The organism is Micromonospora sp. LZ34 (genome assembly GCF_052981855.1).
Genome location: NZ_JBRIQN010000007.1, coordinates 100,007 through 125,373 on the forward strand (window position 1 = coordinate 100,007; position 25,367 = coordinate 125,373).

Annotated in this window: 21 protein-coding genes; 13 read left to right on the forward strand and 8 right to left on the reverse strand. The window is 75.7% G+C overall.

The genetic code is table 11. The annotated features are described in order from the left end of the window. Window positions 1-56 precede the first annotated feature (56 nt). The 6 genes from ACVCAH_RS10655 to ACVCAH_RS10680 all read left to right on the forward strand — a co-directional run bounded on the left by ACVCAH_RS10655 (window position 57) and on the right by ACVCAH_RS10680 (window position 5,271). A complete protein-coding gene (locus tag ACVCAH_RS10655; RefSeq protein ID WP_447135904.1) occupies window positions 57-497 on the forward strand; it encodes a DUF6766 family protein in 441 nt (146 codons plus the stop codon). A gap of 91 nt (window positions 498-588) precedes the next feature. Continuing rightward, complete coding sequence (locus ACVCAH_RS10660) at window positions 589-1,554, forward strand: zinc-binding dehydrogenase (RefSeq protein ID WP_447135905.1); 966 nt, start codon at window positions 589-591, stop codon at window positions 1,552-1,554. Window positions 1,555-1,734: 180 nt separating this feature from the next. Continuing rightward, entirely contained in the window at window positions 1,735-3,042 is a 1,308-nt protein-coding gene (gene paaK, locus ACVCAH_RS10665; protein ID WP_447135906.1) for a phenylacetate--CoA ligase PaaK, read from the forward strand. Between the two features lie 31 nt (window positions 3,043-3,073). Further along, window positions 3,074-3,454, forward strand: coding sequence for a hydroxyphenylacetyl-CoA thioesterase PaaI (gene paaI / locus ACVCAH_RS10670; RefSeq protein WP_447136011.1), 381 nt, complete (start codon window positions 3,074-3,076; stop codon window positions 3,452-3,454). A gap of 45 nt (window positions 3,455-3,499) precedes the next feature. Next, window positions 3,500-4,609, forward strand: a complete 1,110-nt coding sequence (locus ACVCAH_RS10675) for a nucleotide disphospho-sugar-binding domain-containing protein (RefSeq protein WP_447135907.1) — start codon at window positions 3,500-3,502, stop codon at window positions 4,607-4,609. A gap of 98 nt (window positions 4,610-4,707) precedes the next feature. Then, on the forward strand, window positions 4,708-5,271 hold the full coding sequence (locus ACVCAH_RS10680; RefSeq protein ID WP_447135908.1) for a dienelactone hydrolase family protein: 564 nt from the start codon (window positions 4,708-4,710) through the stop codon (window positions 5,269-5,271). Here ACVCAH_RS10680 and ACVCAH_RS10685 read toward each other — a convergent pair. After that, window positions 5,268-6,149, reverse strand: a complete 882-nt coding sequence (locus tag ACVCAH_RS10685; RefSeq protein ID WP_447135909.1) for an oxidoreductase — start codon at window positions 6,147-6,149, stop codon at window positions 5,268-5,270. The two genes, ACVCAH_RS10680 and ACVCAH_RS10685, sit on opposite strands and share 4 nt — an antisense overlap. Window positions 6,150-6,355: 206 nt before the next feature. Here ACVCAH_RS10685 and ACVCAH_RS10690 point away from each other — a divergent pair, with 206 nt between their 5' ends. Then, a complete protein-coding gene (locus ACVCAH_RS10690) occupies window positions 6,356-7,030 on the forward strand; it encodes a flavin reductase family protein (protein ID WP_447135910.1) in 675 nt (224 codons plus the stop codon). Window positions 7,031-7,049: 19 nt separating this feature from the next. Here ACVCAH_RS10690 and ACVCAH_RS10695 read toward each other — a convergent pair whose 3' ends face one another. Together ACVCAH_RS10695 and ACVCAH_RS10700 are read right to left on the reverse strand one after the other, a co-directional pair. Continuing rightward, window positions 7,050-7,946, reverse strand: coding sequence for an aldo/keto reductase (locus ACVCAH_RS10695; RefSeq protein ID WP_447135911.1), 897 nt, complete (start codon window positions 7,944-7,946; stop codon window positions 7,050-7,052). A gap of 143 nt (window positions 7,947-8,089) precedes the next feature. Next, window positions 8,090-10,405 carry an adenylate/guanylate cyclase domain-containing protein gene (locus ACVCAH_RS10700; protein WP_447135912.1) on the reverse strand — a complete coding sequence of 772 codons (2,316 nt, stop codon included), beginning with the start codon at window positions 10,403-10,405 and terminating at the stop codon, window positions 8,090-8,092. Window positions 10,406-10,592: 187 nt separating this feature from the next. Here ACVCAH_RS10700 and ACVCAH_RS10705 point away from each other — a divergent pair, with 187 nt between their 5' ends. The 4 genes from ACVCAH_RS10705 (at window position 10,593) to ACVCAH_RS10720 (ending at window position 18,725) form a co-directional block, all read left to right on the forward strand. Continuing rightward, window positions 10,593-13,493 (forward strand): helix-turn-helix transcriptional regulator, encoded by a 2,901-nt coding sequence (locus ACVCAH_RS10705; protein WP_447135913.1) that lies wholly within the window; start codon window positions 10,593-10,595, stop codon window positions 13,491-13,493. Window positions 13,494-13,604: 111 nt separating this feature from the next. Continuing rightward, window positions 13,605-14,375 carry a DUF5995 family protein gene (locus ACVCAH_RS10710; RefSeq protein WP_447135914.1) on the forward strand — a complete coding sequence of 257 codons (771 nt, stop codon included), beginning with the start codon at window positions 13,605-13,607 and terminating at the stop codon, window positions 14,373-14,375. Between the two features lie 467 nt (window positions 14,376-14,842). Continuing rightward, entirely contained in the window at window positions 14,843-16,939 is a 2,097-nt protein-coding gene (locus tag ACVCAH_RS10715; RefSeq protein ID WP_447135915.1) for an amino acid transporter, read from the forward strand. 217 nt (window positions 16,940-17,156) lie between these two features. Beyond that, window positions 17,157-18,725 (forward strand): right-handed parallel beta-helix repeat-containing protein, encoded by a 1,569-nt coding sequence (locus tag ACVCAH_RS10720; RefSeq protein WP_447135916.1) that lies wholly within the window; start codon window positions 17,157-17,159, stop codon window positions 18,723-18,725. A gap of 140 nt (window positions 18,726-18,865) precedes the next feature. Here ACVCAH_RS10720 and ACVCAH_RS10725 read toward each other — a convergent pair whose 3' ends face one another. The 3 genes from ACVCAH_RS10725 to ACVCAH_RS10735 form a co-directional block, all read right to left on the reverse strand. After that, window positions 18,866-19,825 (reverse strand): TIGR03557 family F420-dependent LLM class oxidoreductase, encoded by a 960-nt coding sequence (locus tag ACVCAH_RS10725; protein ID WP_447135917.1) that lies wholly within the window; start codon window positions 19,823-19,825, stop codon window positions 18,866-18,868. 117 nt (window positions 19,826-19,942) lie between these two features. Beyond that, window positions 19,943-20,599 carry a class I SAM-dependent methyltransferase gene (locus tag ACVCAH_RS10730; protein ID WP_447135918.1) on the reverse strand — a complete coding sequence of 219 codons (657 nt, stop codon included), beginning with the start codon at window positions 20,597-20,599 and terminating at the stop codon, window positions 19,943-19,945. A 252-nt stretch (window positions 20,600-20,851) separates the two neighbouring features. Continuing rightward, window positions 20,852-21,061, reverse strand: coding sequence for a hypothetical protein (locus ACVCAH_RS10735; protein WP_447135919.1), 210 nt, complete (start codon window positions 21,059-21,061; stop codon window positions 20,852-20,854). Window positions 21,062-21,308: 247 nt separating this feature from the next. Between ACVCAH_RS10735 and ACVCAH_RS10740 the strand changes: the two genes are divergently transcribed. Then, window positions 21,309-22,136, forward strand: a complete 828-nt coding sequence (locus ACVCAH_RS10740) for a hypothetical protein (RefSeq protein WP_447135920.1) — start codon at window positions 21,309-21,311, stop codon at window positions 22,134-22,136. Between the two features lie 41 nt (window positions 22,137-22,177). Further along, window positions 22,178-22,882 carry a maleate cis-trans isomerase family protein gene (locus tag ACVCAH_RS10745; protein WP_447135921.1) on the forward strand — a complete coding sequence of 235 codons (705 nt, stop codon included), beginning with the start codon at window positions 22,178-22,180 and terminating at the stop codon, window positions 22,880-22,882. A gap of 20 nt (window positions 22,883-22,902) precedes the next feature. Here the strand turns inward: ACVCAH_RS10745 and ACVCAH_RS10750 are convergent, their stop codons facing one another. Further along, window positions 22,903-24,108, reverse strand: a complete 1,206-nt coding sequence (locus ACVCAH_RS10750; protein ID WP_447135922.1) for a low temperature requirement protein A — start codon at window positions 24,106-24,108, stop codon at window positions 22,903-22,905. 176 nt (window positions 24,109-24,284) lie between these two features. Further along, a complete protein-coding gene (locus ACVCAH_RS10755) occupies window positions 24,285-25,211 on the reverse strand; it encodes a helix-hairpin-helix domain-containing protein (RefSeq protein WP_447135923.1) in 927 nt (308 codons plus the stop codon). Window positions 25,212-25,367 lie beyond the last annotated feature (156 nt).

Sequence of the window (25,367 nt, forward strand, 5' to 3'; positions counted from 1 at the left end):
TCGACGCCGCTGAGCTGGGGAACAAGCTCGGCAGGCTTCGTCGAGAGGGGGTCGCGATGGCGGAGACGACGACGTCGGCCAAGGAGCGCCCGTCCGGTTCAGCCTCCGGCGGGGGACGGTCGCGCGGCCGCGGCACTCGGGCCGCGGGGCCGCCGTTCCGCAAGCCGCGGTGGCCGAAGGCGTACGCGTTCGCCCTGGTGACCGGGGCGCTGTTCCTGTTCTCCTGGCTCGGCCAGTTCGTCTTCCAGGCGGTCGTGGAGAGCAACGAGGCGAGCCAGCACGGCCAGTCTTTCGCCTGGGCCGACTTCCTGTCCCAGTTCTTCGCCTCGACCTTCGAGAACTGGCAGTCGGAGTTCCTCCAGCTGGTCTGGCAGGCGGCCGGGCTGGCCCTCTTCTACTACTGGGGTTCCTCCCAGTCCCGTGAGTCCGACGAGCGGATCGAGGCGAAACTCGACGCGCTGCTGCGGGAGCGCAAGCTGGACCCGGAGTACCCCTGACCGGTGGGGCACGTCACCCCACGGCCCGTTGACCTCAACCCCGCTTCACCTCAGAGGCTGGTCCCAGCGGACGAGCAATGTGGAGGGCGACATGCGGGTGATCGAGGTGACGGCGTTCGGGGGGCCGGAGGTGCTGACGCCGACCGAGGCGCCGGAGCCGGTTCCTGGCCCCGGTGAGCTGCTGGTCGAGGTGGCCGCCGCGGACGTGCTCTGGGTGGAGACGATGATCCGGCGCGGCCAGGGTGGGGCGTACTTCCCGGTCCGGCCGCCGTACCGGCCGGGGGTGGGGGTGGCCGGCACGGTCGCCGCGGTCGGCGCCGGGGTCGACCCGGGCTGGGTCGGCCGCCGGGTGGTCAGCCGCACCGACGAGCGCGGCGGCTACGTCGAACGGGCCGTGGCGCCGGCGGCGAACGCGGTGCCGGTGCCGGACGGGGTCCGGCTCACCGACGCGGCCGCGCTGCTGCACGACGGGGTCACCGCGTTCGGGCTGCTCGACCTGCTGCCGGTCGAGGCCGGCGACCGGGTGCTGGTCACCGCCGCCGCCGGTGGCCTCGGCGCGATCCTGGTGCAGCAGGTACGCGCCAGCGGCGGGTTCGTCGTCGCCGCGGCGCGGGGCCCGGCGAAGCTGGACGCGCTGCGCCGGCTCGGCGCGGATCTGGTGGTGGACTACGACGAGCCGGGCTGGACCGACCGGGTCCGCGCCGACGTCGGTGCGGTGGGCGTGGTCTTCGACGGCGCCGGTGGCGACTACGGCCGGGCGGCCTTCGACCTGGTGCGCCCGGGCGGCCGGTTCTCCGCGCACGGCACCCCGGCCGGGGCGTTCGCGGTACCCGACCCGGAGTCCGCGAAGGCCCGGCGGATCGCGGTCACCGGCATCGCCGACGTGCAGTTCACGCCGGAGCAGGCCCGCCGGCACCTGCGCGCCGCGCTCGACGCGGCGGCGGCCGGGCGGATCGCGCCGCTGGTCGGGCAGACCTTCCCGCTGCACCGGGCCGCGGACGCGCACCGGGCCGTCGAGGGCCGGACGGTGGTCGGCAAGGCCCTGCTGACCGTCTGAGCACCGCCCGGGCGGGCGCCACCCGGCGGTGGTGCCCGCCCGGCGGCGGGCGTACGGTACCCGGATCGGCGGGCGCGTGATCTCCCGGCGCCGAGGCGGTGACCGCGCGGGCGCGGACGAGCCGGTGCGGGGCGCTCACCCGACCCGCCGGCCGCGCCGGGAGCCACGCAGGAGGCAACGATGCAGGACCGCACCCCTCGCCCCGAGGACCTGGAACCGATCGAGCGGGCCGGCGTCGACGAGCTGCGGGCGCTGCAACTCAAGCGGCTGCGCTGGTCGCTGCGGCACGCGTACGACAACGTGCCGCACTACCGGCGCGCCTTCGAGGCCGCCGGCGTGCACCCCGACGACTGCCGGGACCTGGCCGACCTGGCCCGCTTCCCGTTGACCGGCAAGGCCGAGCTGCGGGAGAACTACCCGTTCGGCATGTTCGCCGTGCCCCGCGAACGGATCGCCCGGCTGCACGCCTCCTCCGGCACCACGGGCCGGCCGACCGTGGTCGGCTACACCGCGGCCGACCTGAAGACCTGGGCCCGGTTGATGGCCCGGTCGATCCGCGCGTCCGGCGGTCGCCCCGGCGACCGGGTGCACGTCGCGTACGGCTACGGGCTGTTCACCGGCGGGCTCGGCGCGCACTACGGCGCCGAGGAGCTGGGCTGCACGGTCATCCCGGTCTCCGGCGGGATGACCGAACGGCAGGTGCTGCTGATCCGGGACTTCCAGCCGGAGATCATCATGGTCACGCCGAGCTACCTGCTGGCGATCGTGGACGAGATGGAGCGACAGGGCGTCGACCCGCGGGAGACCTCGCTGCAGGTGGGCATCTTCGGCGCCGAGCCGTGGACCGAGGACATGCGCCGGGAGATGGAGCAGCGGCTGGACATGCACGCCGTCGACATCTACGGGCTGTCCGAGGTCATGGGCCCCGGGGTGGCCAACGAGTGCGTGGAGACCAAGGACGGGCTGCACCTGTGGGAGGACCACTTCTACCCGGAGATCATCGACCCGGTCACCGGCGAGGTGCTGCCCGACGGGGAGCGGGGTGAACTGGTGCTCACCTCGCTGACCAAGGAGGCCATGCCGGTGGTCCGCTACCGCACCCGGGACCTCACCCGGCTGCTGCCCGGCACCGCCCGGCCGATGCGCCGGATCCAGAAGATCACCGGGCGCACCGACGACATGATGATCGTGCGCGGGGTGAACGTCTTCCCGACCCAGATCGAGGAGCTGATCCTGCGTACCCCGCAGCTGTCGCCGCACTTCCAGTGCGTCCTGGACCGGCAGGGGCGGATGGACACGCTGACCGTACGGGTGGAGCGGCGCGCCGGGGTCACCGTCGACGCCGCCGAGCGGGCCGGCGCGGCCCTGGTCGACCTGGTCAAGAGCACCGTCGGGGTGAGCGTGGCGGTGGAGGTGGTCGAGCCGGACGGCGTGGAGCGGTCGATGGGCAAGATGCGCCGGATCGTCGACCAGCGGCGGGCCGGCTGACGTGGGCGCCGCACGCAACGCCGCGTACGACATGTTCGACGCCGACGCGGCCTCCCGCAGCCTCGGGATCGAGCTGGTCGCCGCCGCCGACGGTACGGCGGTGGCCCGGATGCGGGTGACCGCCGCGATGGTCAACGGCCACGCCATCGCCCACGGCGGCTACGTCTTCCTGCTCGCCGACACCGCCTTCGCGCTGGCCTGCAACAGCCACGGCCCGGTCACCGTCGCCGCCGGCGGCGAGATCACCTTCGTCCGGCCGGCCCGCGCGGGGGACCTGCTGGTCGCCCGCGCCACCGAGCGGACCCGGTACGGCCGCAGCGGCATCTACGACGTCACGGTCACCCGGTCCGACGGCGAGGTGGTCGCCGAGTTCCGGGGCCGCAGCCGCACTGTCAACGGGCAGCCGGGGTGAGGCGCGGCCCCCACCGGGTCGCGCCGGCCACCTAGCATCGACGCCATGCGCGTGCTGGTGGTCTCCGCGCCGTTGATCGGCCACGTCTTCCCGCTCGTCCCGCTGGCCGTCGCGCTGCGCGACGCCGGGCACGAGGTGCTGGTGGCCACGGCCGCCGACGGGCTGGACGTGGCCCGCTCCGGGCTGCCGGTGCGCGACGTCGCGCCGGCGTTCGACTTCGGCCGCATCGCCCGCGGCGTGCTGCTGCGCCACCCGCTGGTGGCCCGCGCCGAGCTGGCCGGCCGGGCCGGCACCCGGGGCGCCGGCCTGCTCTTCGGTGCGGTCAACGACCAGCTCGCCGACGGGGTGGTCGCGCTGGCCGAGGAGTGGCGGCCGGACCTGGTCGTGCACGAGCCGTTCGCGGTGGCCGGCGCCGTCGCCGCGGCCCGGCTCGGCGTGCCGGCGGTACGCCACGAGAACGCCCTGTTCGACGGCCGGGCGCTGGTCCGGGCCACGGTCGAGCGGCTCGCCCCGGCGCTGCGCCGGCACGGCCTGGCCGAACTGCCCCCGCCGGCGGCCGCCGTCGCGGTCGCCCCACCGAGCCTGCTCGGCCAGGACGGCTGGCCGATGCGCTACGGCTCGTACCTCGGCGGCGGTGACCTGCCGGACTGGCTGCGCGAGCCGGGCGGGCGCCCCCGTGTGCTGGTCAGCCGTAGCACCGTGGCCGGGCCCGGCGGCGGTGGCCCGATGCGCGCGGTGGTCGCCGCGGCGGGCCGGGTGGACGCGGAGTTCGTCCTGGTCCGGCCGGACGAGCGGCTGGCCCGGGCGACGCTGCCCGACAACGTCCGTACCGTGGGCTGGATCCCGCTGCCGGCCGCGCTGCCGGCCAGTGCGGCGCTGGTGCACCACGGCGGCGCCGGCAGCATCTTCGGCGCCCTGGTCGCCGGGGTGCCGCAGCTGGCCACGGTGGGGCCGGGCGATCGGCGGCAGAACGCGGAACTGGTGGCTGCCCGGGGCGCCGGCATCGCCGCCGCCACCCGCGACATCACCCCGGCAACCCTCACCCGGCTGGTCGCCGACCCCGCGCTGCGCGACGCCGCGACGCAGGTCAGCCGGGAGATCGCCGCGATGCCGGCGCCGGCCGAACTGGTGCCGCGGCTGGTGGCGCTGGCCTGACGGCGACTACCCAGGGTCGGGCCGGCGGGCGCCGCGTCGGCCGGGTGGCCTCCGCGCGGCGCGGCCGGTCCGGTCGGGGTTTCGGGCACGATGGGCCGATGCGACACATCGTGCTCTTCCACTCGGTCTACGGGCTGCGTCCCGCCGTGCTGAGCGCCGCCGACCGGCTGCGCGCCGCCGGGCATGAGGTCAGCACCCCCGACCTGTACGGCGTGCCGGCCGCGGAGACGGTCGAGGACGGCTTCGCCCTGTTCGACAAGATCGGGGAGGAGGCCGTGCTCGACCGGGCCCGGGCGGCGCTGCGCGGCCTGCCGGCCGACACCGTGCTCGCCGGTTTCTCGATGGGCGCCGGGGTGGCCGGCGCGATGCTGGCCGAGCGTCCCGACACCGCCGGGCTGCTGCTCTTCCACGGCACCGCCGGCGCGCCGGAGGCGGTCCGCCCGGGCCTGCGGGTGCAGCTGCACCTGGCCGACCCCGACGAGTACGAACCACAGCCCGAGGTGGACGAGTGGCAGCGGGCGATGACCTCCGCCGGCGCCGCGGTGGACGTGTACCGCTATCCGGGGGCCGGGCACCTGTTCACCGACCCGGACGTGCCCGACCACGACGCGCGGCCCGCCGAGCGGACGTGGGAACGGTCGCTCGTCTTCCTCGCCGGTTAGGGCGTCGGCGGCGGCCGGCCGATGGTGTCGAGCTCGGCGACCGCGGCGGCCGGCAGCTCCAGCTCGGCCGCGGCGACGTTCTCGCGCAGGTGGTCGAGGGACGACGTGCCCGGGATGAGGGCGGTCGTGGCGGAGCGCTGGAGCAGCCAGGCGAGGGCGACCTGCTGCGGTGAGGCGCCCAGGCGGACGGCGACGTCGACGAGCGTGTCGGACTGCACCGGGTTGAAGCCACCGAGCGGGAAGAACGCGGCGAAGCCGATGCCCTCGGCCGCGCACCGGTCGACCAGCGGGTCGTCCTGCCGGTTGGCCAGGTTGTAGAGGTTCTGCACCAGGACCACCGGCGCGATGGCCTGCGCCTCGGTGAGCTGGGACGGGGTGACGCCGCTGAGGCCGAGGTGTCGGATGACGCCCGCGTCGCGCAGCTCGGCCAACGCGCCGAACTGGTCCGCGATGGATTCGTCGGAGGTGCCCTCCGGCGAGCCGATTCGCAGGTAGACCACGTCGAGGGCGGCCAGCCCGAGGTGCTCGAGGTTCTCGTGCACCTGGGCCTTCAGGTCGTCGGGCTCCAGGGACACCTCCCAGGAGCCGTCGTCGCCGCGCCGGGCCCCGACCTTGGTGGCGATGCGCAGCTCGGCCGGGTACGGGTGCAGGGCGTCCCGGATCAGCTCGTTGACCACCCGCGGGCCGTAGAAGTCGCTGGTGTCGATGTGGGTGACGCCCAGGTCCACCGCTTCGCGCAGCACCGCGAGGGCCTGGTCCCGGTCCTCGGGCGGGCCGAAGACGTTGGGCCCGGCGAGCTGCATGGCCCCGTAGCCGATCCGGCTGATGGTCAGGTCGTCGGCGAGGGTCAGGGTGCCGCCGGAGACGGTGCGGGTCATGGCTTTCTTCCCCTTGTCGCCAATATGTCAGCTATCCGGCGTTCTGAGGGTAGCCCGTGCGCCGACGACTCTGCGCGGGATCCGGCGCGCTGCCGGCACCACTCTCCCGGGACCGGCGGGTCCCGCGTGCACGGCCGCCGGCGGCAATCACCGCCCCGGGATCCTTCGACCGTCGCCGAAAGGTCCGCGCCCTACCGTCCCGGGGCATGGACACCGCCACCGACAGCCGCGCACCCCGGACCGCGGATCACCTGCCCATCACGCCGAGCATCCTGTACTTCGGCACGCCGGTCGTGCTGTTGTCGACGGAGAACGAGGACGGCTCGACCAACCTCGCGCCGATGTCGTCGGCCTGGGCGCTCGGCCAGGTGGTCGTCCTGGGGCTGGGTAGCGCCGGACAGACGGCCGGCAACCTCCGCCGCCGCCCCGACCTGGTGGTCAACCTCCCCGGTCCCGACCTGTGGCCGGCGGTGGAACGGCTGGCACCGCTGACCGGCCGGCGCGACGTACCCGAGCACAAGCGGACGGCCTTCCGCTTCGAGCCGGACAAGTTCGCCGCCGCCGGCCTGCGCCCCGTGTCGTCCGACCTGGTCCGGCCGCCCCGGGTCGCCGAATGCCCGCTGCAACTGGAAGCCCGTGCCACCCGCGTACGGCCCGACGCCGCGGGAGACTTCTTCATCGTCGAGGCTGAGGTGCTCAAGGTGCACGCCGACCCGCGGGTCGTCGTCCCGGGCACCCAGCACGTCGACCCCTCGGCGTGGAGCCCGCTGATCTACAACTTCCGCCACTACTTCGGCTTGGGGCCCGAGCTCGGCCACAGCTTCCGCTCCGAGACACCGGGATGCCGACCCGGGGCCGCGGGCGGCCCCGGGTCGGGGTGAGGGCCCGGTCGGGGCGTGCTCAGCCGAGGCGGGCCAGGTCGTCGGGGGAGAGCCGCAGCGCGCCGGCGGCGACGTTCTGCGCCAGGTGCTCCGGGTCGCCGGTGCCGGGAATGGCCAGCACGTGCGGGCCCTGGTGCAGGGTCCAGGCCAGCCGTACCTGGTGCGGGGTCGCCCCGTGGGCGCGGGCGACCTCGCGTACGGCCGCGTCGTGCTCGGCGGTCGCCCCGGCCTCGCGACGCGTACCGGCCAGCGCGAAGAAGGGCACGAACGCCACGCCCCGCTCGCCGCAGACCCGCAGCACCTCGTCCGAATTTCGGTGCGCGTCGACGGCGTACGCGTTCTGCACGCACACCACCGGCGCGATCGCCTGCGCCTCGTCGAGGTGGTCGACCCGGACGTTGGAGAGCCCGAGGTGGCGGATCAGTCCCGCGTCGCACAGCTCGGCGAGGGCGGCGAACCGGTCCGCCACTGAGTCGTCGCCGGGCCGGCGCACGATCCGCAGGTTCACCACGTCGAGGTGATCGCGGCCCAGCCGGCGCAGGTTCTCCTCGACCTGCTGGCGCAGGTCGGCGGGGCTGGTCAGCTCCCCGCTCCAGGCCGAGGTGCGGTAGTCGGGCCCCACCTTGGTGGTGATGACCAGGTCGTCGGGGTAGGGGGCGAGTGCCTCGCGAATCAGCTCGGTGGCGTACCGGACGGGGCCGGTGCCGACCCCCAGCGGCCCGCCGGGCGAGAAGTAGAAGGCGGCCGTGTCGATGTGGTTGACGCCGAGCTCGACCGCCCGTCGCAGCACGCGGACGGCCAGGTCCCGGTCCGGGTTCGCGGTGAGGCGCATCGAGCCGAACCCCATCCGGTGCACGGTGCGGTCGCCCAGGGTCCAGCTGCCCGCGGCGGCCGCGGTGATCTCGTCGATAGGCATCGGGCGAACCTAGCCAACGGCGCTGACCTGCGCACTCGGCCGCGCACCCGATACCGCCGCCGGATGCTGGCTGATAGCTTGGATCGTGGCGGAGAAACGCCCCCGCGCCGGGACCGGCCGCCCGGTAGGCATCCAGCCCCGCGTCAGGCGGCGGTCGACGTGGGCGCCCGTACCGACCGCGCCGGTGCGCGCCCGCCCATGCCCGGCCGCGGCGCCGGGACCGCCCCGCCACCACCCGATCCACGTTTCCCGTGCCGCGGCGAGCGCCACCACGGCTCCTCCGGGTCGCCGACGGCCCGGCCCGACGGCGCCGGCCGCCGCGCCGACCCGAGCGGCAGGACCGACGGGCGCGCCGACCGGGTCGCCGGCAGGAGGCCCTGGCGGTGCCGCCCGCCGGCGGTCGTCCCCACCGGGCGCGTCGGTCCGGCCGCGCCGGCCGGCTGGCCGCCGGGACGGTCCGTGCTGTCGGCGCCGACGGACGCGAGGTGCCGAGGTGGCGCCGGAACTCCGCCGTTGCCGGCCACCGGCACCGGCCCGACCGGCCGTGCCACTGTGAGCGTGCCGGTGCGAGCCGGCGTGGCTGCCGGCACCGCCGCGGGGATGCCGGTCCGGACCGGCGTGGGTGCCGGCAGGCCTCGCGACCGGGCCGGCGGGGTGCGCCGGGAGGCCATCGGGTGGGCGTTCGGGGCCGGAACCGGGTGGGCGGTCGGGGTCGCCGTCGGAGCGGGGGCCGGCGCCGCGGCCCGTCGGGCGAACTCGGCCCGCACCGCCCGCGGCAGCCGCGCGTACGCGACCTGGCGCACCACCGCCTCCGCGACGGCGTACCCGCCGGCCGGACGGGTGGCCAGAAGGCCGAGGGCGACCAGCGCCCGCAGCACCGGCCGAGCCCGTCCGGGCGCCCAGTCGAGCAGCCGGTCCACGGTCGGCGCGGTGCAGGCCGGCGCCCGGCTGGCCACGGCCATCAGCGCCGCCCGCTGGTCGCCGTCGAGCCGGTCCAGCCGCGCGTCGACGGCCCGGCGGACCGGCTCGGGCACCGGCAGTTCCGCCGCGTTGTCCGCACCCTCGACCAGCGACCGGACGTACGCCACCGCGTGGCCGGGACTGCCCCCGACCAGGGGCAGCAGCCGGTCCACCAGCGCGACCGGCCGGCCGGCCCGGGTGAGCAGGTGGCGCAGCAGCCGGCCGCTCTCCACCGGGTCGAGCGGTCGCAGGTCGACCGGCGCGCCGGACCCGGGCAGCGGATCCGCCCAATGCGGACGGTGCGCCGTCACCACCGCCATCGGCAGGCCGCGGTCGGTGGCCTCGGCGAGCAGGGTACGCAGGAAGCGGGTCACCACGGGCGCGGCCCGGTCCACGTCGTCCACCGCCACCACCACCGGCTGCCGGGCGGCCAGGGCCAGCAGCGCCTCTCCCCACAGCGCCGCCGGGTCGGGGCCCGCGACGTCGTCCGGCCGGCTCAGCAGAAGGGCCAGCGTGGACACCGCCCCCGGCAGGCGCCCCGGCGGCAGCAGGCCGGCGAGGGCGGTGGCGAGCCGCCGGCGTACCCGTGCCGGCGGGTCGGTGGCGCGGAGGCCGGCGAAGCCGCGGACCAGTTCGGCGACCGGCGCCAGGGGGTGGTCCGGGTACGGCGGGCAGTGCGCCACGCACCAGCGGACCGCCACCGAGTCCACCGTCGCCACCGCCCGGCTCAGCTCGTGCAGCAGCCGGCTGCGCCCGCTGCCGGCCGGGCCGACCACCGACACCCAGCGCGGGCGGCGGTCCCGTACCGCCCGGACGATCTGGTCACGGGCGGCGGCCATCTCCCAGCGGCGGCCGAGGAACGGGCCGCCGTGCCGCACCGGGGCCGGCCGCACCACGGCGGTGGCGTGCCAGACGTCGACCGGCGACGCCTTGCCGGCCATCGCCACCGGCGGAACGCGGCGCTGCTCGACCAGGCCGGCGGTGGCCCGGTGGGTGGCCGCGCAGAGCGCCACACCGCCCGGCGGGGCATGCTCCTGCAGCCGGGCCGCGGCGGTGATCACCGCGCCGCTGGCCGCGCCGTGACCGCCGTCCCGGGCGCCGGCCAACTCCACCACCGCCTCGCCGGTGGCCACCCCGACCCGCACCCGCAGCGGCGGCCCCCCGGCCAGCGACCGCCGGTCCAGGGCGCGCTGGATCTCCAGCCCGGCCCGCACCGCCCGGTACGCGTCGAAGCCGTCCGAGTCGCGGGCGCCGAAGAGCGCCATGACCGCGTCGCCGATGTACTTCTCGACCACCCCGTGCCACCGCCGCAGCACCTCGGCGACCGTGGCGAAGTAGGCCCGCTGCAGGGCCCGGACGTCCTCCGGGTCCAGTCGGTCCACCAGCGCGGTGGACCCGACGATGTCGACGAACAGCACGCTGACCGTCCGCCGTTCCTCGGGCACCGGCCAGCGCACGGGTGTGGCCGGCACCGCGTCGGCGATGGTGGTGGTGGGCATGGACACCGCCTTTCCCCCGTTCGTGGCTGATGACGTTCGGAGACTGTCACCACCGGGCCGACGGGGGATCGGCAGAACGACGTATGTCGGCCCGGCGCAACCTTTGGTCGCAATGTCGACGCGAGGAGTACCACACCGGCGATCGACCCGTAGAACGGTGCCGGGACGTGTGACTAGGCTGCGTGCCATGGCCAGCGATGTGGACACCGCGCCGCTCGTCGGCCGGGCCGACCTGCTGACGGCGGTGCGGTCGGCGCTGCTCGACGACGTGGCGCCCGGGCACACCGCCGCGGTCTTCCTCACCGGTGAGAGCGGCGTGGGCAAGACCCGGTTGCTGCGCGAGGTGGGTGCCCGGCTGCGCGACGCCGGTGCCCTGGTGCTCACCGGGTCCTGTCTGGACATCGGCGACGCCTCTCCGCTGCACCCGCTGCTGCAGGCGCTGCGGCGCTTCGACGCGGAACTGACCGCGTCGCACGCCCGGACGTCGTCGGCGGTCCGCAGCCTGCTGCAGACCTTCACCGACGAGACCGCCGGCGCGGACGGCGCCGGCGCGCTGCTGGAACGGGTCTCCCGCGGGCTGCACCTGATCGCCGAGGGGCGGCCGTTGGTGCTCGTCCTGGACGACCTGCAGTGGGTCGACCGGAGCACCCGTCAGCTGCTGCTCTATCTGCTCGCCGGCCTCGGCGACCTGCAACTGTCGGTGCTGGCCGCGGTGCGGGCCGAGTCGCTGCAGGGCGCCCACCCGCTGCGCCGGGTGCTCACCGAGCTGCGCCGGCTGCGGTCGGTGCGGGTGCTCGACCTCGCCCCGCTGGACCGCCCCGACACCGAGCGGCTCGCCGCCGCCGTGGTCGGCCGCCCGCTGGCCCCGGAGGCGGCGGAGCAGGTCTGGCGGCGCAGCGGCGGCAACCCGTTCGTGGTGGAGGAGCTCGCCCGCGACCTGCGCGACGGGCGGGACGGGCTCTCCGACACGCTACGCGAGATCTTCCTCGCCCGGGTGGACGCGCTGCCCCAGCCCGCGCACGCGGTGGTGCACGCGGTCGCCGCCGGGGTGGAACCGGTCGAGCACTGGCTGCTGGCCCGGGTGGTCCGGCTGCCCGAGGACGAGCTGATCGAGGCGGTCCGCGCGGCGGTCGCCCACCGGCTGCTGGTCGGCGCGGACGACGGCTACCGGTTGCGGCACCGGCTCGTCGCCGAGGTGCTGGAGCACGAGCTGCTGCCGGCCGAGCGGGCCGCGCTGCACCGCCGGTACGCCGAGGCGCTCACCGCGGCGCCGGCCGAGCTGCACCAGGCCCGGCTGGCGCACCACTGGCGGCTGGCCGGCGAGCCGGCCCGGGCGCTGCCGGCGGCGATGGCCGCCGCCCGGGAGGCCGAGCGGCTGCACGGCTACGCCGAGGCGCACCGGCACTGGTCGGTGGCGCTGCAGCTGGCCGACACGCCGGCCGGCGGGCCGCCGGCGGTGGACCGGTCCACCCTGCTCGAACACGCCGCCGAGGCGGCCCACCACTGCGGCGAGCACGCCCGGGCGCTGACGCTGCTGGAGGAACTGGCCGCCGCGGACGCCGGCGGGTCCGCCTGTGCGCTGCACATCCGTCGGGCCCGCTACCTGGCCGCCGCCGGCCGGTCCGCGCCGGCCGAGGCCGAGTACCAGCGGGCGCTGGAGGCGGCCGACTGCAGCCCCGGGGAACGGGCCACCGCCGCCGCCCACCTGGCCGAGCTGCTGCTGCACCTGGGCCGGTACGCCGACGCCGGCCGCCGGGCCCGGGAGGCGCTGCGGCTGGCGGGGCGGGTGGACGGGTCCACCACCGAGGTGGTGCTGGCCAGCGCGGCGCTGGGCTTCTCCGAGGCGTACCTGGAGGATCCGGACGCCGGGCTGGCGGTGATGCGCGAGGCGCTGGAGACCGCCGAGCGGGCGGGCCGGCCGGAGGACGTGGCCTGCGCGTACCTGCACCTGGCCGAGCTGCTCACCGGGCCGCTGAACATCCTCGAGGAGGGGGTGGTGGTGGCCCGCCGGGGCGCGGAGCGGGTGGCCGAGCTGGGGCTCGGTCGCACGTACGAGACGCGGCTGCTGGCCATCGCCACCAACGGGCTGTTCCGGGTGGGCCAGTGGGCCGAGGCGGAGAAGGTCGTCGCGGCGGCGCTGCGGCACCGCCCGTCCGGCGCCGACGCCGTCGAGCTGCTGCTGGCCCGGTGCCGCCTCTCCGTCGGCTACGGCGACATCGAGGCCGCCGACGGGGACCTGGACGCGGTGGCCACGGTGCTCGCCGGCGGCGGCGCCCGGCACGTGATCCCGCTGCTCACCCTGCGCGCCGGGCTGGCGATGTGGCAGGGCCGGCACGACCTGGCCCGGCAGGCGGTGCAGCGCGGCCTGACCGAGAGCCGCTCCGACGACGTGGGCATCCTCGCCGCGCTGGTCTGGCACGGCCTGCGGGCCGAGGCGGAGGCGCACGCGAGCCGCACCGTGGCGGTCGACCAGACCGCGGTCCGCCGGCTGCGCGAGGTCGCCGAGCGGGTGGCCCGCAAGAGCGAGCACGCAGCCCGGCCGGTCCGCGACGTGGTCGACGGGTTCCTGGCGCTCTGCGCGGCCGAGGTGAGCCGGCTCGACGGCAGCGACCCGGAGCTGTGGGCGCATTCGGTGGCCGAGTGGGACCGGCGCAACCATCCCTATCCGGCCGCCTACTCCCGGCTGCGCCAGGCCGAGGCGCTGCTGGCCAGACGCAGCCGCAGCGCCACCGCGGGGAAGCTGCTGCGGCAGGCGTACCAGGTGGCCCAGGGCCTCGGCGCGGTCCCGCTGACCTCGGAGATCCGTACCCTCGCCGGGCGGGCCCGGGTGCGGCTGGAGGAGCGCGGCCCGGCCGGGGACGCCGGCCCCGCCGCCGGCTCCGACGGCGACGAGCTGGCGGTGCTCACCGCCCGGGAGCGCGAGGTGCTCGCCGCGGTGGCCGAGGGGCTGACCAACAAGGAGATCGGGCAGCGGCTGTTCATCAGCGAGCGGACCATCGGCGTGCACGTGTCGCACATCTTCGACAAGCTCCAGGTCCGCACCCGGGTCCAGGCCAGCGCCATCTACCTGCGTAACCGATCGGCTTAGGCGCGCGGGTACGGATACGTCGTTCTACTGATCCGGCGGACAGCCGCCGGCTGGAAGGCTGTGCCCTGTCACGGCGACACGGGGGTGTCGCGGAGCAGTGTGGAGGAGAAGATGACCGAACCGGTCTGGGGGCCCGTGCACCGGGACATCGTCGACCTGCTCGCCGATCACCCCGCCGACGTGCCGGCGGTGGTCGACCACCTCACCAAGCTCCAGGACCTGCTGGTCCGGCTGCCTCCGCTGGAGGAGAGCTGCCCGCTCGCCGACTTCAACAAGCTCTACCTCACCATCACCACCAGCGTGCTGGACGGCCTCTACGACGACCGGTTCGCCGACCCGGTTTTCCTGTCCCGGCTCGACGTCGAGTTCGCGGCCCGCTACTTCGATGCGATGCGGCTCTGGACGGACTCCAGCCCCGGCTGCCCCAAGGCCTGGTCCTGCCTGTTCGAGCGGATGCGCGGCCCGGACGCCCGCCCCCTGCCGTCGGCCGCCGCCGGGGTGAACGCGCACATCAACTTCGACCTGCCGTTCGCGCTGGTCACCACGTTCGACAGCCTGGAGTCGGAGCCGGTGGACGGCACCGACCAGCACCGCGACTACGTCGAGATCAACAACATCTTCGCGGACAAGATCCCGGGGCTGCGGCGCGGCTACCTGGACCGCTGGCAACTGCTCATCGACATGCTCAACGGCGACATCGACGACTGGTACCAGGGGGAACTCGTCGAGTACACCCGCGACGTCGCCTGGCGCAACGCGCAGAAGATCTGGCGCTGCCGGCACGATCCGGCCGCCCACGAGTGCGAGCGCGCGCGGCTGGACGACAACGCCGCGCTGCTCGGTCGGTTGCTGCTCTCGCCCCTCGGGGCGTTCCTGCAGTAGCCGGGACGGGGGGTCCCCGCGCCCCGTCCCACATGGGGCGCGGGGACATGTCCGCTCATCCGCCGGCCGGCACGGGGGCGGGTCACCCGGTCGGGTGACCGGTGTGGCCGGTGGACGACGGTGGCATCGCGGCCGGGCCCGGGGGGCGCCCGCCGCGACCGTGGGGGAGGGCCGGCCGGCCCGGGGGGTGTCGGCCGGCCCGCACGGGGTACGCGCGCGCCATGACCGCCCAGGCCCGGCGCCGCCCCGCGGCGCGACCCCGCCCCCGGCCCGACGCCCCGCCCCGGCCCGCCCGGCCGGGTGACGGGCGCCGTCGAGGTGGCGCGCGCTGACCCACCGGTGCCACCCGCCCGCTCCGCCGCCCGGCTCCGTCCGGCCCGAGGAGTGCCCGGCTTCGCCCGTTCCGCCGGGCCGGTGGCCGGTCAGCGCCTACCGTCGGGGCAGGACGGCTGAGGGCGGGACGGGGGATGGCTGACGAGCACCGGGCGAGACCTCGACGCGAGCGGGGGCGCCCGCAGCCGGCGTCCCGGGGGCTCGGGCCGGACCTGCGTGCCGCCCGGGACCCGACCCGCCCCGGCGACCGCGCCGGCCGGCGGGTCACCGTCCCGGAGCGGGTGGAGAACCCGGCCCGGCGCCAGGAGCCGCAGGGCCGGCTCTGCCGGTGGTTGTTCCAGCACCAGGTGCAGCCGCTCGGCCCGGAGACCAGCGAGGGACAGGCCCGGTCGCACGCCTGGTGGCAGGTGATGTGCCTGACCGGGGTGGACTACTTCTCCACCCTGTCGTACCTGCCGGCCATCGCGGCGGTGGCGGCCGGCGCGCTGTCGCCGCTGGCGACCCTGCTGATCGTGGCGCTCACCCTGCTCGGGATGCTGCCGATGTACCGCCGGGTGGCCCGGGAGAGCCCGCACGGGCAGGGGTCGGTGGCGATGCTGGAGCAACTGCTCCCGTTCTGGCGGGGCAAGATCTTCGTCCTGGTCCTGCTCGGCTTCGTGGCCACCTCGTGGATCATCACGATCACCCTCTCCTCGGCCGACGCCACCGTGCACCTGCTGGAGAACCCGTACCTGCCGGAGGGGTTCGGCGGCCCGGGCCTCGCGGTAGTGGTGACCGTGCTCCTGCTGCTGGTCCTGGGTGGGGTGTTCCTGCTCGGGTTCCGGGAGGCGGTGGTGGTGGCCATCCCGCTGGTCGGGGTCTTCCTCGCCCTCAACGCGGTGATCGTGGTGGTCGGGGTGGCCGAGATCGTGGCGGACCCGGGCACGCTGTCGGACTGGACCGCCGCGCTGACCACCACGGGCGGGCCCGGGGACGTGGTGCTGACCGCCGTGCTGGCCTTCCCGCTGCTGGTGCTGGGGCTGTCCGGCTTCGAGACCGGGGTCAGCATGATGCCGCTGGTGGCCGGCCGGGGCGCGGACCGGGAGGCCCGGCTGGCCGCCCGGATCCGCAACACCCGCAGGTTGCTCACCACCGCCGCGCTGATCATGTCGGTGTACCTGCTCTCCACCACGTTCGTCACCACGGTGCTCATCCCCGCCGAGGAGTTCGAGCCGGGCGGGGCGGCCAACGGCCGGGCCCTGGCGTTCGTCGCCCACGAGCACGTCGGCGAGGCCTTCGGCACGGTCTACGACGTCAGCAGCGTGCTGATCCTCTGGTTCGCCGGCGCCTCGGCGATGGCCGGCCTGATCAACATCGTGCCCCGCTACCTGCCGTCGTACGGGATGGCGCCCGAGTGGGCCCGCGCCGTCCGGCCGGTGGTGATCGTCTACACCCTGGTCAGCGTCGCCATCACCATCGTCTTCCGGGCCGACGTGAACGCCCAGGCCGGGGCGTACGCCACCGGGATCCTCGCCATGATGGTCTCCGCCGCGGTGGCGGTGGCCATCTCCGCGGCCCGCCAGCACCGGCGGGGCGTCGCCGCCGGCTTCACCGTGCTGGTCCTGGTGCTGCTGTACGCGTTGGTGGAGAACGTGATCGAGCAGCCGGACGGGATCACCATCTCGGCCCTGTTCATCCTCGGCATCATCGTCGTCTCGCTGGTCTCCCGGGTGAGTCGCACCACCGAGCTGCGGGCCGAGCGGATCGAGTTCGACGAGCGGGCCCGGCGGTACATCCGCGAGTCGCTGGCGCACGACGGGCGGCTGCACCTGATCGCCAACAAGCGCGACAGCGGCGCGGTCAAGGAGTACACCGTCAAGGAGCGGGCGCAGCGGGGGATTAACCCGGTGCCGGGCGCGGCCGACGTGCTCTTCCTGGAGATCGACGTGGTCGACCCGTCGGGGTTCAGCCAGGTGCTGCGGGTGCACGGGGTGGAGGTGGGCGGGTTCCGGGTGCTGCGGGCCAGCAGCCCGGCCGCCCCGAACGCCATCGCGGCGATCCTGCTCGCGCTCCGCGACGCCACCGGGGTACGGCCGCACGCGCACTTCGAGTGGTCGGAGGGGAGCCCGCTCGCGCACCTGCTGCGGTACCTGATCCTCGGCCGCGGCGACACCCCGCCGGTGGTCCGGGAGATCCTGCGCCGCACCGAGCCCGACCCCACCCGCCGCCCGGGCATCCACGTCGGCGGTTGACTGCGGCGCTCGCCGAACGGGGCCGGGCCCGGGCGGGTGTCCGCCCTGTTCGGTGCCCGCTGAGACAGATAAAGGTGAAAAGCACCCTGATTCATGTTCGCCGGACTTGTCCGGTTACCCGCCGTATCGTGACTTTCGGTGGCTGCAGCGACGTCAGCCACTCGGCGCCCGTTTCGGGGCGGCCGTGTCAGCCACGCACGAGAGGCAGGGAAGCGTGATGTCCAGCTACCAGGGGAGCCGGCGCCCAGCACGACCGAGGCGACGATCGCGGTGGTTCTTAGCCGGCGGGTTCGTGGCGGGCAGCCTGGTGGTTGGGGCGACGGGGATGACCGGGGTGGCGGCCACGGCCGCCGACCGCGGGCTCGCCGTCGCCGACCAGGGCCGGCCGGCCACGGTCCTGCCCAGCGCCGAGGCCGACGCGGAGCAGCGGGACGCGGAGGGGCCGCGGGACGCGGACGGGCGCCCGGACGACGGTCGTACCGGCTGGGAGCGCGCGGGCGGCGGCGACCCGCCGGAGCGGCGGCCAGCCGGCGGCAACCGGTGGCACCGGGACGCGGTCGAGGTGCCCTGCGACTCCGCCGCGCTCATCGCGGCGCTGGTGCGGGTCAACGCCGAGGGCGGCGGCACCGTCCGGCTCGCGCCGAAGTGCACGTACCCGCTGACCCACGCCTTCCAGCAGCCCGACGAGTACGACGGCGGGATCCGCGACGCCCGGGAGGCCGCCGACACGGCCGAGAACCCCGGTGACGCCGAGGCGCCGCCGCGCGACCCGGCCGACGACAAGGCCGGCCTGCCGGTGATCTACCACCCGGTCACCGTCGAGGGCGCCGGCGCCACCATCGTCCGCAAGTCGGACGCCGAGGCGTTCCGGTTCTTCACCGTCCGTGACGGCGGCGAGTTGACGTTGCGCGACGTCGTCCTGCGCAACGGCCGCTCGGCGGCCGAGGGCGGCAGCATCCACGTGGTGCACGGCGCTTCGGCGACCATCGAGCGCACCACGATCGCGCACAGCGTCTCGCTCTCCGCGGAGGGCGGCGGTGGCGCCATCTTCAACGACGGCAACATGGTGGTCGACGAGAGCACGTTCGTGGAGAACAGCGCGGCCGGCAAGGCGGGCAAGGGCGGCGGGTTCCTCAACGGCGGGGTCCTCACCCTGCACCGCTCCGAGTTCCGCGACAACAGCGCCGTCGCGTACGGCGGCGGGCTGGCCAACTACCGCGGCGCGGCCGAGGTGCAGGGCATGACCTTCGCGCACAACAGCGCGACGCACGGCGGTGGCCTGGCCAGCTTCTCGGCCCGGACCCGGGTCTCGGACACCAAGGTCCTCGGCAACAACGCCCAGGTCGGCGGCGGCCTGGCCAACTCGGACGCGGTGCTCTTCCTGCGCCGCCTCACCGTGCGGGACAACACCGCCACCGGCAACGGCGGTGGCATCTCCACCTTCCAAGGGCTGGTCCCGCTGGACGACAGCGTCGTCGCCGGGAACACCGCGCGTGGCAACGGCGGCGGCATCTACGCCGAGAAGTCGAACCTGCTGGTACGGCAGACCGAGCTGGGCCACAACGCCGCGGTCGGCGCCCGGTCGACCGGCGGGGGGATCTTCGCCACCCTGGGCCAGCTCTCGCTCTACCGCAGCGAGGTGATCCGCAACCGGGCGACCGGCATGCCGGGCGGTGTCTTCGCCGACAAGGCCCGGGTCAAGGTCGACGACGAGACCGACATCATCGAGAACCGCCCCACCAACTGCGCGGGCTCCCGGGTGCCGGTCACCCACTGCTTCCGCTGACGGCGAGCGTCGACCCGACGCTACCTCCGGCCCGCCGGGGACGATCACCGATCGCCCCGGCGGGCCGCCGCGTGCGGCCTGCCTGCGGGGCGTGGGTCGGGGCGCGGCCTGCGCGCGGGGCGTGCGTCGGGGTGGGTGGCTCAGCCGAGGGCGCGCAGCCGGCCGGCCAGGTCGGCGGCGAAGAAGTCGAGGAAGCCGTCCGGGTCCGGGCCGGCGTTCTGCAGCACGATGTGGTCGAAGCCGGCCTCGACGTAGGGCCGCACCGCCCGGACGTGCACCTCCGGGTCGGGGCCGACGGCGAACAGCTCGCGGACGTGCCGCTCCTCCACGTACGAGCTGGCCGCGTCGAAGTTGACCGGGTTGGGCAGCTCGCTCATCACCTTCCAGCCGGTGACCATCCACCGGCTGGTCTGCAGCACCGCCTGCACCGCCTGCCCCTCGTCGGTGGCCCAGGCCAGCGGCACCTCGGCGTACCGCGGACCCTGCCCGCCGGCGGACCGGTAGTGCTCGACGATCGACCCCTTCGGCTCGGTGGCGAACAGCCCGTCGCCCAGCTCCGCGGCCATCTCGGCCGAATCCGGGCCGCTGGCCGCCACCGCGATCACCGGCGGGGTGGGCGGCAGGTCGAAGACCCGGGCGTCCTCCAGCTGCAGGTGCCTGCCCTCGTACGACTGGTAGCCGCCCTGCCAGAGCAGCCGGATGATCTCCAGCGCCTCGCGGAGCCGCTCGTGGCGCCCGCGTACGCTCGGGAAGCCCTGCCCGACCACGTGTTCGTTGAGCCGTTCCCCGGCGCCCACCCCGAGGGTGAACCGCCCGTCGGAGATCAGGGCCAGGGTGGCGGCGGCCTGGGCGATGATCGCCGGGTGGTAGCGGACCGTCGGGCAGGTGACGCCGGTGGCCAGCTTCAGGGTGGTGGTCCGGGCGGCGATCGCGCCGAGCACGCTCCAGGCGAAGGACGAGTGGCCCTGGGCCTCCAGCCACGGGTGGTAGTGGTCGCTCATCTCCACGAAGTCGAAGCCGACCTGCTCGGCGCGGACCGCCTGTCGGATCATCTCCTGCGGCCCGTATCCCTCGGCGGCGAGCTTGTAGCCGATCTGCATGCCAAGGTGCTCCGTCCCGTGCGGCAGTGGAGCAAGGCCCGTTCCCCGCGCGACCGGCGGCAAACGTCACCCCGGCGCGGGCGGTGGCGCACCCGCCCCGGCGCGGGCGCGGGCCGTTCAGGGGCGCCGCAGCAGCAGGTAGCAGCGCTCGCTGGGATGCTCCCGTGCCGGGTCCGGCCGGCGGTCCAGCCGCGCGGTGAGTGTCAGCCCGGCCCGGTCGAGGGCCGCCACCTCGGCCGCCGGGTCGAGGAACCGGAAGGTCAGCTGCACCGGGCGGCCCCACCAGTCGGTGAGCGTCCGGGCCTGTCCGGGCGGGGTCTCGGCGTCGCGGGTGTGGAAGGCGATCAGGGCGCTGCCGCCGGGGCGGAGGACCCGGGCGAACTCGGCGTAGGCGGCGGCCCGCCGGTCCGGGTCGAGGTGGATCACCGCGTACAGACAGACGATCGCGGCCACCGCCGCGGACCGGACCGGCAGCGCGGTCATGTCCGCCGCGCAGCAGGGCAGCGCGGTCGCCCGCCGGGCGAGCGCGCACATCGCCGGCGACAGGTCGAGGCCGACCGGGCGTACGCCCCGGCCGGCCAGCTGGGCCGCCGCCTGGCCGGGCCCGCAGCCCACGTCGAGCACCGGCCCGCCGGCGCCGAGTTCGGCCAGCGCGGCGAGCAGCGCCCGGTCCAGGGGCTTGTCGCGCAGTTCGTCGCCGATCTCCGCCGCGTAGCGGTCGGCCACCCGGTCGTAGCTGCGTCGGGTGCCGGTCATCTCCACCGTTTTGTCCACGCCGACCAGTCTGGACCTTCCCGGACGGGTCCCGCCGTCCCGGACGGCACCACCGTCTTCCTAGGACGCTTCAGGGGGAGTGACTGGCCGGACCCGTGCGCGTCGTGGCCACCCTCCGGTCGCGGCGGGGCAGCGGCCGGGCGGTGCGGCCGCGCGCCGAGCATCCGTCGGACGGGGACACGGGGTGAGGCGGACGCCGGCCGGGCACGCGAACGGCCCGCGCCGGAGGGCGCGGGCCGGGGGCGGAGTGTCCTACCGGGACGGCTCGGGCAGCTCGCAGTCGACCTTCGGGTTGGCGCCGATGTAGTTCAGCGGCCCGGCCACGATGGTCACCAGGATGGTGCCCGCCTCCGCGCAGTTGGTTTCCTCGTCGTCGCCGTAGTAGCCGCGCTGACCGGCGGCGATCGCGCCGATGATCAGCCAGATCACGACCAGGACTCCAAGTATCGACGTGCCGCGCATGGTTGCCTCCAGGGGTGGTGGTTTTCGAGGTGCAGGCCTTGTACCCAATCGCGTCGAGCGGCTAACGGCACCACCGATCGGCGGGGCCCCGGCCGGCCGTCCGGCAGCCCCGGCCGACCGTTGGTACGGCGGGGGGTGGACCGCCCGCACCGGGCCCGGCCGGTCGCCTATCGGATCGAGGACCGACCACGGCGCCCGGCGGGCCGGCGGACGTACAACTGCGTCACGGCCCCGCGGAGGAGGAGTCATGGGCGCCTGGACACCGCACCTGTTCATCGACCATCCCGAGGACGTCGCCGCCGCGGCCCGGGCGCTGGCCGGCGGCGCGGTCGTCGCGGCCGCCTTCGCCAACTTCTACGTCATCGTCACCCGGCCGGACGCCGCCACCGTGCGCCGGGTCAACCTCGCCAAGGGCCGCCCGGCCGGTCAGGTCGGCAGCATCACCGCCCCGGCCGGACGGATCACCGGGATGTTCGACTGGTCGCTGGTGCCGCACCGGCTGCCGGAGCGGCGGGTGCGCCGGTTGATGGACGCGCTCTACGGCGCCGGCCCGTTCGGCTTCCGCGGGCCGGCCGCCGCCCGGCTGCCCGACCACCTGACCCAGCCCGACCAGGGGGTACGGACCACCCAGGTGATCGCACCGGGGCTGGCCTGCCCGTCCAACGCCTTCTTCGAGCGGGCGGTCGCGGAGACCGGCCTCGACCACCTCTACATCACCTCGGCGAACCGGTCCCGGCACCTGACCGGCGCCGACGAGGAGCCCGCGCACTGGCGGGCCGAGGGCATCGCCGCGGACTTCGCCCCCCTCGACGACCTGGTCGTCCTCGCCCACCGGGACGAGGCGGCGGCCCGGGCCGCGTACCCGGGGCACCTGCCCACCTCGGTGACCCTGCTGTCGTTCCACGCCCCCGGCGGCGACCCGGAGGAGCCGCCGGTGCTCACCGTGGACCGGCACGGGTCGCTGCACGTCGACGAGGTACGCCGGGCGGCCACGCCGCTCGGGCTCCAGGTGCGGCTCGGCGCCACCGCCGGGCAGCGGTTGCGGGTCCGCGCGTACGCCGGGGCGCTGGTGTGACCCGCCGGATCGGTCTCGTGGTGCCCAGTTCGAACACCACTATGGAGACCGAGATCCCGGCGATGCTGCGCCGCCGCGAGGCCGTCGACCCGACGGTCAGCTTCACCACCCACGCCAGCCGCGTCCGGCTGCACCGGGTCACGCCCGAGGAACTGGCCCGGATGAACGCCGCCAGCGACCGGTGCGTCGAGGAGTTGGCCGACGCCCGCTGCGACGTGCTCGCGTACGCCTGCCTGGTGGCGGTGATGAACGACGGCGCCGGCGCGTACGAGCGGACCGGCGCGCGGTTGGGCCGGGCGGCGGCCCGGGCGGGGCACGGCATGCCGGTGGTGACCAGTGCCGGCGCGCTGGTGGCCGGGCTACGGGCGTTGGGCGCGCGGCGGGTGGCGCTGATCGCGCCCTACCTGCCCCCGCTCACCGCCAAGGTGGCCGACTACCTCGGCGGGTACGGCGTGACGGTGACCGAGGCGGTGAGCCTGGCCGAGCCGGACAACCTGGCGGTCGGCCGGATCCCGGCCGAGCGCCTGGTCGCCCTGGCCGACCGGCTGGACGTGGGCGCGGTCGACGCGGTGGTGCTCTCGGCGTGCGTGCAGATGCCCTCGCTGGCCGCGGTGCCGCGGGTCGAGGCGCGGATCGGCCGTCCGGTGCTGACCGCGGCCACCGCCACCGTGCACCAGTTGCTGACCGCGCTGGACCTGCCGCCGTACGTGCCGGACGCCGGCCGGCTGCTGGCCGGGGCGGCCTGAACGGCCGCGACCGGGCGGGGTCAGTGCGGCGGGGCGGGCGCCTCCGGCGGCTTGCCCCGGCTGCGCCGGGCATCGGCCACCGCCACCCCGAGGAGCACGGCCATGGCGGCGAGGGCGGCGAACCACGGCGGCAGGAACAGCGCGGCCGGCGCGGCGGTGAGCAGGGCGAGCAGCCCGCCGGGGCGGGACAGCGAGACCCGGCTGAACACCTCGTACTCGAACGCGGCGCGCCCGAGCAGGAACAGCGCCGGGCCGCCGAGGATGACCGCCGCCCAGGCCGGTGGCGCCCGGCCTTCCGGGTGGTGCAGCACGAGGTCGAACCCGGCGGCGGTGGTCACCACCCCGGCGACCATCAGCAGGTGCGTGTACGGGGCGGTGTTGAGGAACTTGCTCGGCGCCCGGGCGGCGGAGATGGCCAGCGGCAGCAGCTCGCCGGACTTGTGCACGTAGATCCGCCAGAGCAGCAGGGTGGTGCTGAACGCGATCGCGAACCCGGCGATGTTCTCCGCCTCGGAGTGGTCCAGGCTGAACATGGTGCCGATGGTCAGGATCGCGTCGCCGAGGGCGATGATGAAGAACTGCTGGTAGCGCTCGGAGAGGTGCTCGGCGGTGACGCTGCGCAGGGACTCGGGCACCGCGCCCAGTCCGGGCACCGGGTAGGCCAGCCGGAAGCCGACGTAGTCGATGGCCAGGGCGAGCGCCCACAACGCCATCCGGCCGTCCCCGGAGACGAAGGCGCCGGCGATCCACGGCACCGCCGAGACGGCGAACCAGGTGAAGATGCGGGCGGTCCGGCGCTGGGTCTGCCGGTGCCGCCGGACCGCCGGCATGAGGAACAGGCCGCGGCCGAGGTGGATCGCCACGTACGTGCCGGCGAAGACGAGCCCCCGGGCGTCGAACGCCTCCGGGATGGCGGTGGTCATCAGCAGCGCGCCGAACATCACCGCGGCGACCAGCAGCTTGATCTCGGCGCGTTCCGGATCGTAGAGGTCGGTGACCAGGGTGGTGATCGCCCACGTCCACCACAGCGCGCCCAGCATGATCAGCGCCTGCCCGGCCCGGTGCCAGTCCAGCTCCTCGACGAGGCCCCGGGAGATGAGGGCGAGCGCGACCACGTAGACGAGGTCGAAGAAGAGCTCCAGCAGGGTCACCCGCCGGGGGGCCTCCGGGTCGCGTACCGGGGGATCGTCCCGGCGCGGGGCAGGCTCCGGCCTCGGGTCCTGCACGGGCGGCTCCTGGCGGGGATCGGCTCGGCGGGCCGTCCGGCCCTGCCCCGACGGTAACGACGTCCGGTCCACCATGCACCGGTACGCGGCTTTTCCGCGCCGGCCGCGCGACCCGGTGAGGGTTCGCGCCGGTCGCGGCCCGGCGGTCGGTTCGTCGACCGCCGGGCCGCGACCGGTCAGGCGTCGTCCCCGCCCGCCGGCAGCGCGGCGGCCGCCTCCGGCGCACCGGCGAGCACCTTGGCCTGCTGCGGCCAGGTGGCCAGGCCGGGTGCGGCGCGCAGCCCGGCGGCCCGGATGAGGTCCCGCAGCGCCGCCTCGTCCAGCTCGCCCAGCTGCCGGTAGGTCCGGATGCCGGCGGCCTGCAACGCCGCCGCCATCTTCGGCCCGACCCCCTGGATGCGGCGGAAGTCGTCGGCCGGCTCGGCGGCGGCCTCCTCGGCCGGCGCGGGCGCGGGCACCGGCCGCACCGGCGGCGTGGCGACGGCCGGCCGCGCCGGCGGCTCGGCCGCGACGGGCTCGGCAACCTCGGGCGCCCGGGTCGGGGCGGCGGCCTCGGGCTCCTCGGTCCGCTCCGCGGCCGGCGCCGGGCGCTGCGCGACCACGGCCGGCTCGTCGACGCTCGACTCGTCGGCGTCGGCCACGCTCGTCGGCACGTCCTCCTCGGGCCCGCCCTCGCCATCGCCGGCGGCCAACTCGGTGACCAGGGCCGCGTCGGCCTCGGCCGGCTCGCCGGCGGCGGCCCGCTCCGGCTCCGGATCGAGCGTGGACGGCGCGGCCGGGGCGTCGGTGAGGGCCATGTCCGCCGGGTCGGCGGTGTCGGCCGCGGGGGCGGCCGGCCCGGGCTGGGCCGGTACGGTGTCGACCGGCCCGGGCTGCTCGGCGACCGCGGCCGGGGCCGGGTCGACGGTGGCCTCGGGCCGTACCGTTTCGGTGGTGGCGGCGGGGGCCGGGTCGGCCACCACGGCCGTCATGCCGGCGGCACCGTCCACCCTGGTCGAGCCGGCGGCCGCTGCGTCGCGCCGGTCACGCAGCACCCAGCCGGCGGCCAGGCCCACCAGCAGAGCCACGATCAGTATCAGCCAGTGCCCGAAAGACCACGCCACGGCAAACCTCCCTCTCGTTCACGTCGGAAACTCGCGAGAAAAACTCGCCGCAGCTTCGCACACGCGCGATCCGGCCGACAGGGAGGCTCGGCAACCGGCCGCGCCGGTGGGACGGGCCGCACCGGCGGTGCCCGGCAGGCGACGGACGGTGGCGGC

Excerpts from the sequence above, each read along its gene's own strand:
- ACVCAH_RS10655 (WP_447135904.1), top strand. The coding sequence starts at position 57 with ATGGCGGAGACGACGACGTCGGCCAAGGAGCGCCCGTCCGGTTCAGCC.
- ACVCAH_RS10660 (WP_447135905.1), top strand. The coding sequence starts at position 589 with ATGCGGGTGATCGAGGTGACGGCGTTCGGGGGGCCGGAGGTGCTGACG.
- paaK (WP_447135906.1), top strand. The coding sequence starts at position 1,735 with ATGCAGGACCGCACCCCTCGCCCCGAGGACCTGGAACCGATCGAGCGG.
- paaI (WP_447136011.1), top strand. The coding sequence starts at position 3,074 with ATGTTCGACGCCGACGCGGCCTCCCGCAGCCTCGGGATCGAGCTGGTC.
- ACVCAH_RS10675 (WP_447135907.1), top strand. The coding sequence starts at position 3,500 with ATGCGCGTGCTGGTGGTCTCCGCGCCGTTGATCGGCCACGTCTTCCCG.
- ACVCAH_RS10680 (WP_447135908.1), top strand. The coding sequence starts at position 4,708 with ATGCGACACATCGTGCTCTTCCACTCGGTCTACGGGCTGCGTCCCGCC.
- ACVCAH_RS10685 (WP_447135909.1), bottom strand. The coding sequence starts at position 6,149 with ATGACCCGCACCGTCTCCGGCGGCACCCTGACCCTCGCCGACGACCTG.
- ACVCAH_RS10690 (WP_447135910.1), top strand. The coding sequence starts at position 6,356 with ATGGACACCGCCACCGACAGCCGCGCACCCCGGACCGCGGATCACCTG.
- ACVCAH_RS10695 (WP_447135911.1), bottom strand. The coding sequence starts at position 7,946 with ATGCCTATCGACGAGATCACCGCGGCCGCCGCGGGCAGCTGGACCCTG.
- ACVCAH_RS10700 (WP_447135912.1), bottom strand. The coding sequence starts at position 10,405 with ATGCCCACCACCACCATCGCCGACGCGGTGCCGGCCACACCCGTGCGC.
- ACVCAH_RS10705 (WP_447135913.1), top strand. The coding sequence starts at position 10,593 with ATGGCCAGCGATGTGGACACCGCGCCGCTCGTCGGCCGGGCCGACCTG.
- ACVCAH_RS10710 (WP_447135914.1), top strand. The coding sequence starts at position 13,605 with ATGACCGAACCGGTCTGGGGGCCCGTGCACCGGGACATCGTCGACCTG.
- ACVCAH_RS10715 (WP_447135915.1), top strand. The coding sequence starts at position 14,843 with ATGGCTGACGAGCACCGGGCGAGACCTCGACGCGAGCGGGGGCGCCCG.
- ACVCAH_RS10720 (WP_447135916.1), top strand. The coding sequence starts at position 17,157 with ATGTCCAGCTACCAGGGGAGCCGGCGCCCAGCACGACCGAGGCGACGA.
- ACVCAH_RS10725 (WP_447135917.1), bottom strand. The coding sequence starts at position 19,825 with ATGCAGATCGGCTACAAGCTCGCCGCCGAGGGATACGGGCCGCAGGAG.
- ACVCAH_RS10735 (WP_447135919.1), bottom strand. The coding sequence starts at position 21,061 with ATGCGCGGCACGTCGATACTTGGAGTCCTGGTCGTGATCTGGCTGATC.
- ACVCAH_RS10740 (WP_447135920.1), top strand. The coding sequence starts at position 21,309 with ATGGGCGCCTGGACACCGCACCTGTTCATCGACCATCCCGAGGACGTC.
- ACVCAH_RS10745 (WP_447135921.1), top strand. The coding sequence starts at position 22,178 with ATGGAGACCGAGATCCCGGCGATGCTGCGCCGCCGCGAGGCCGTCGAC.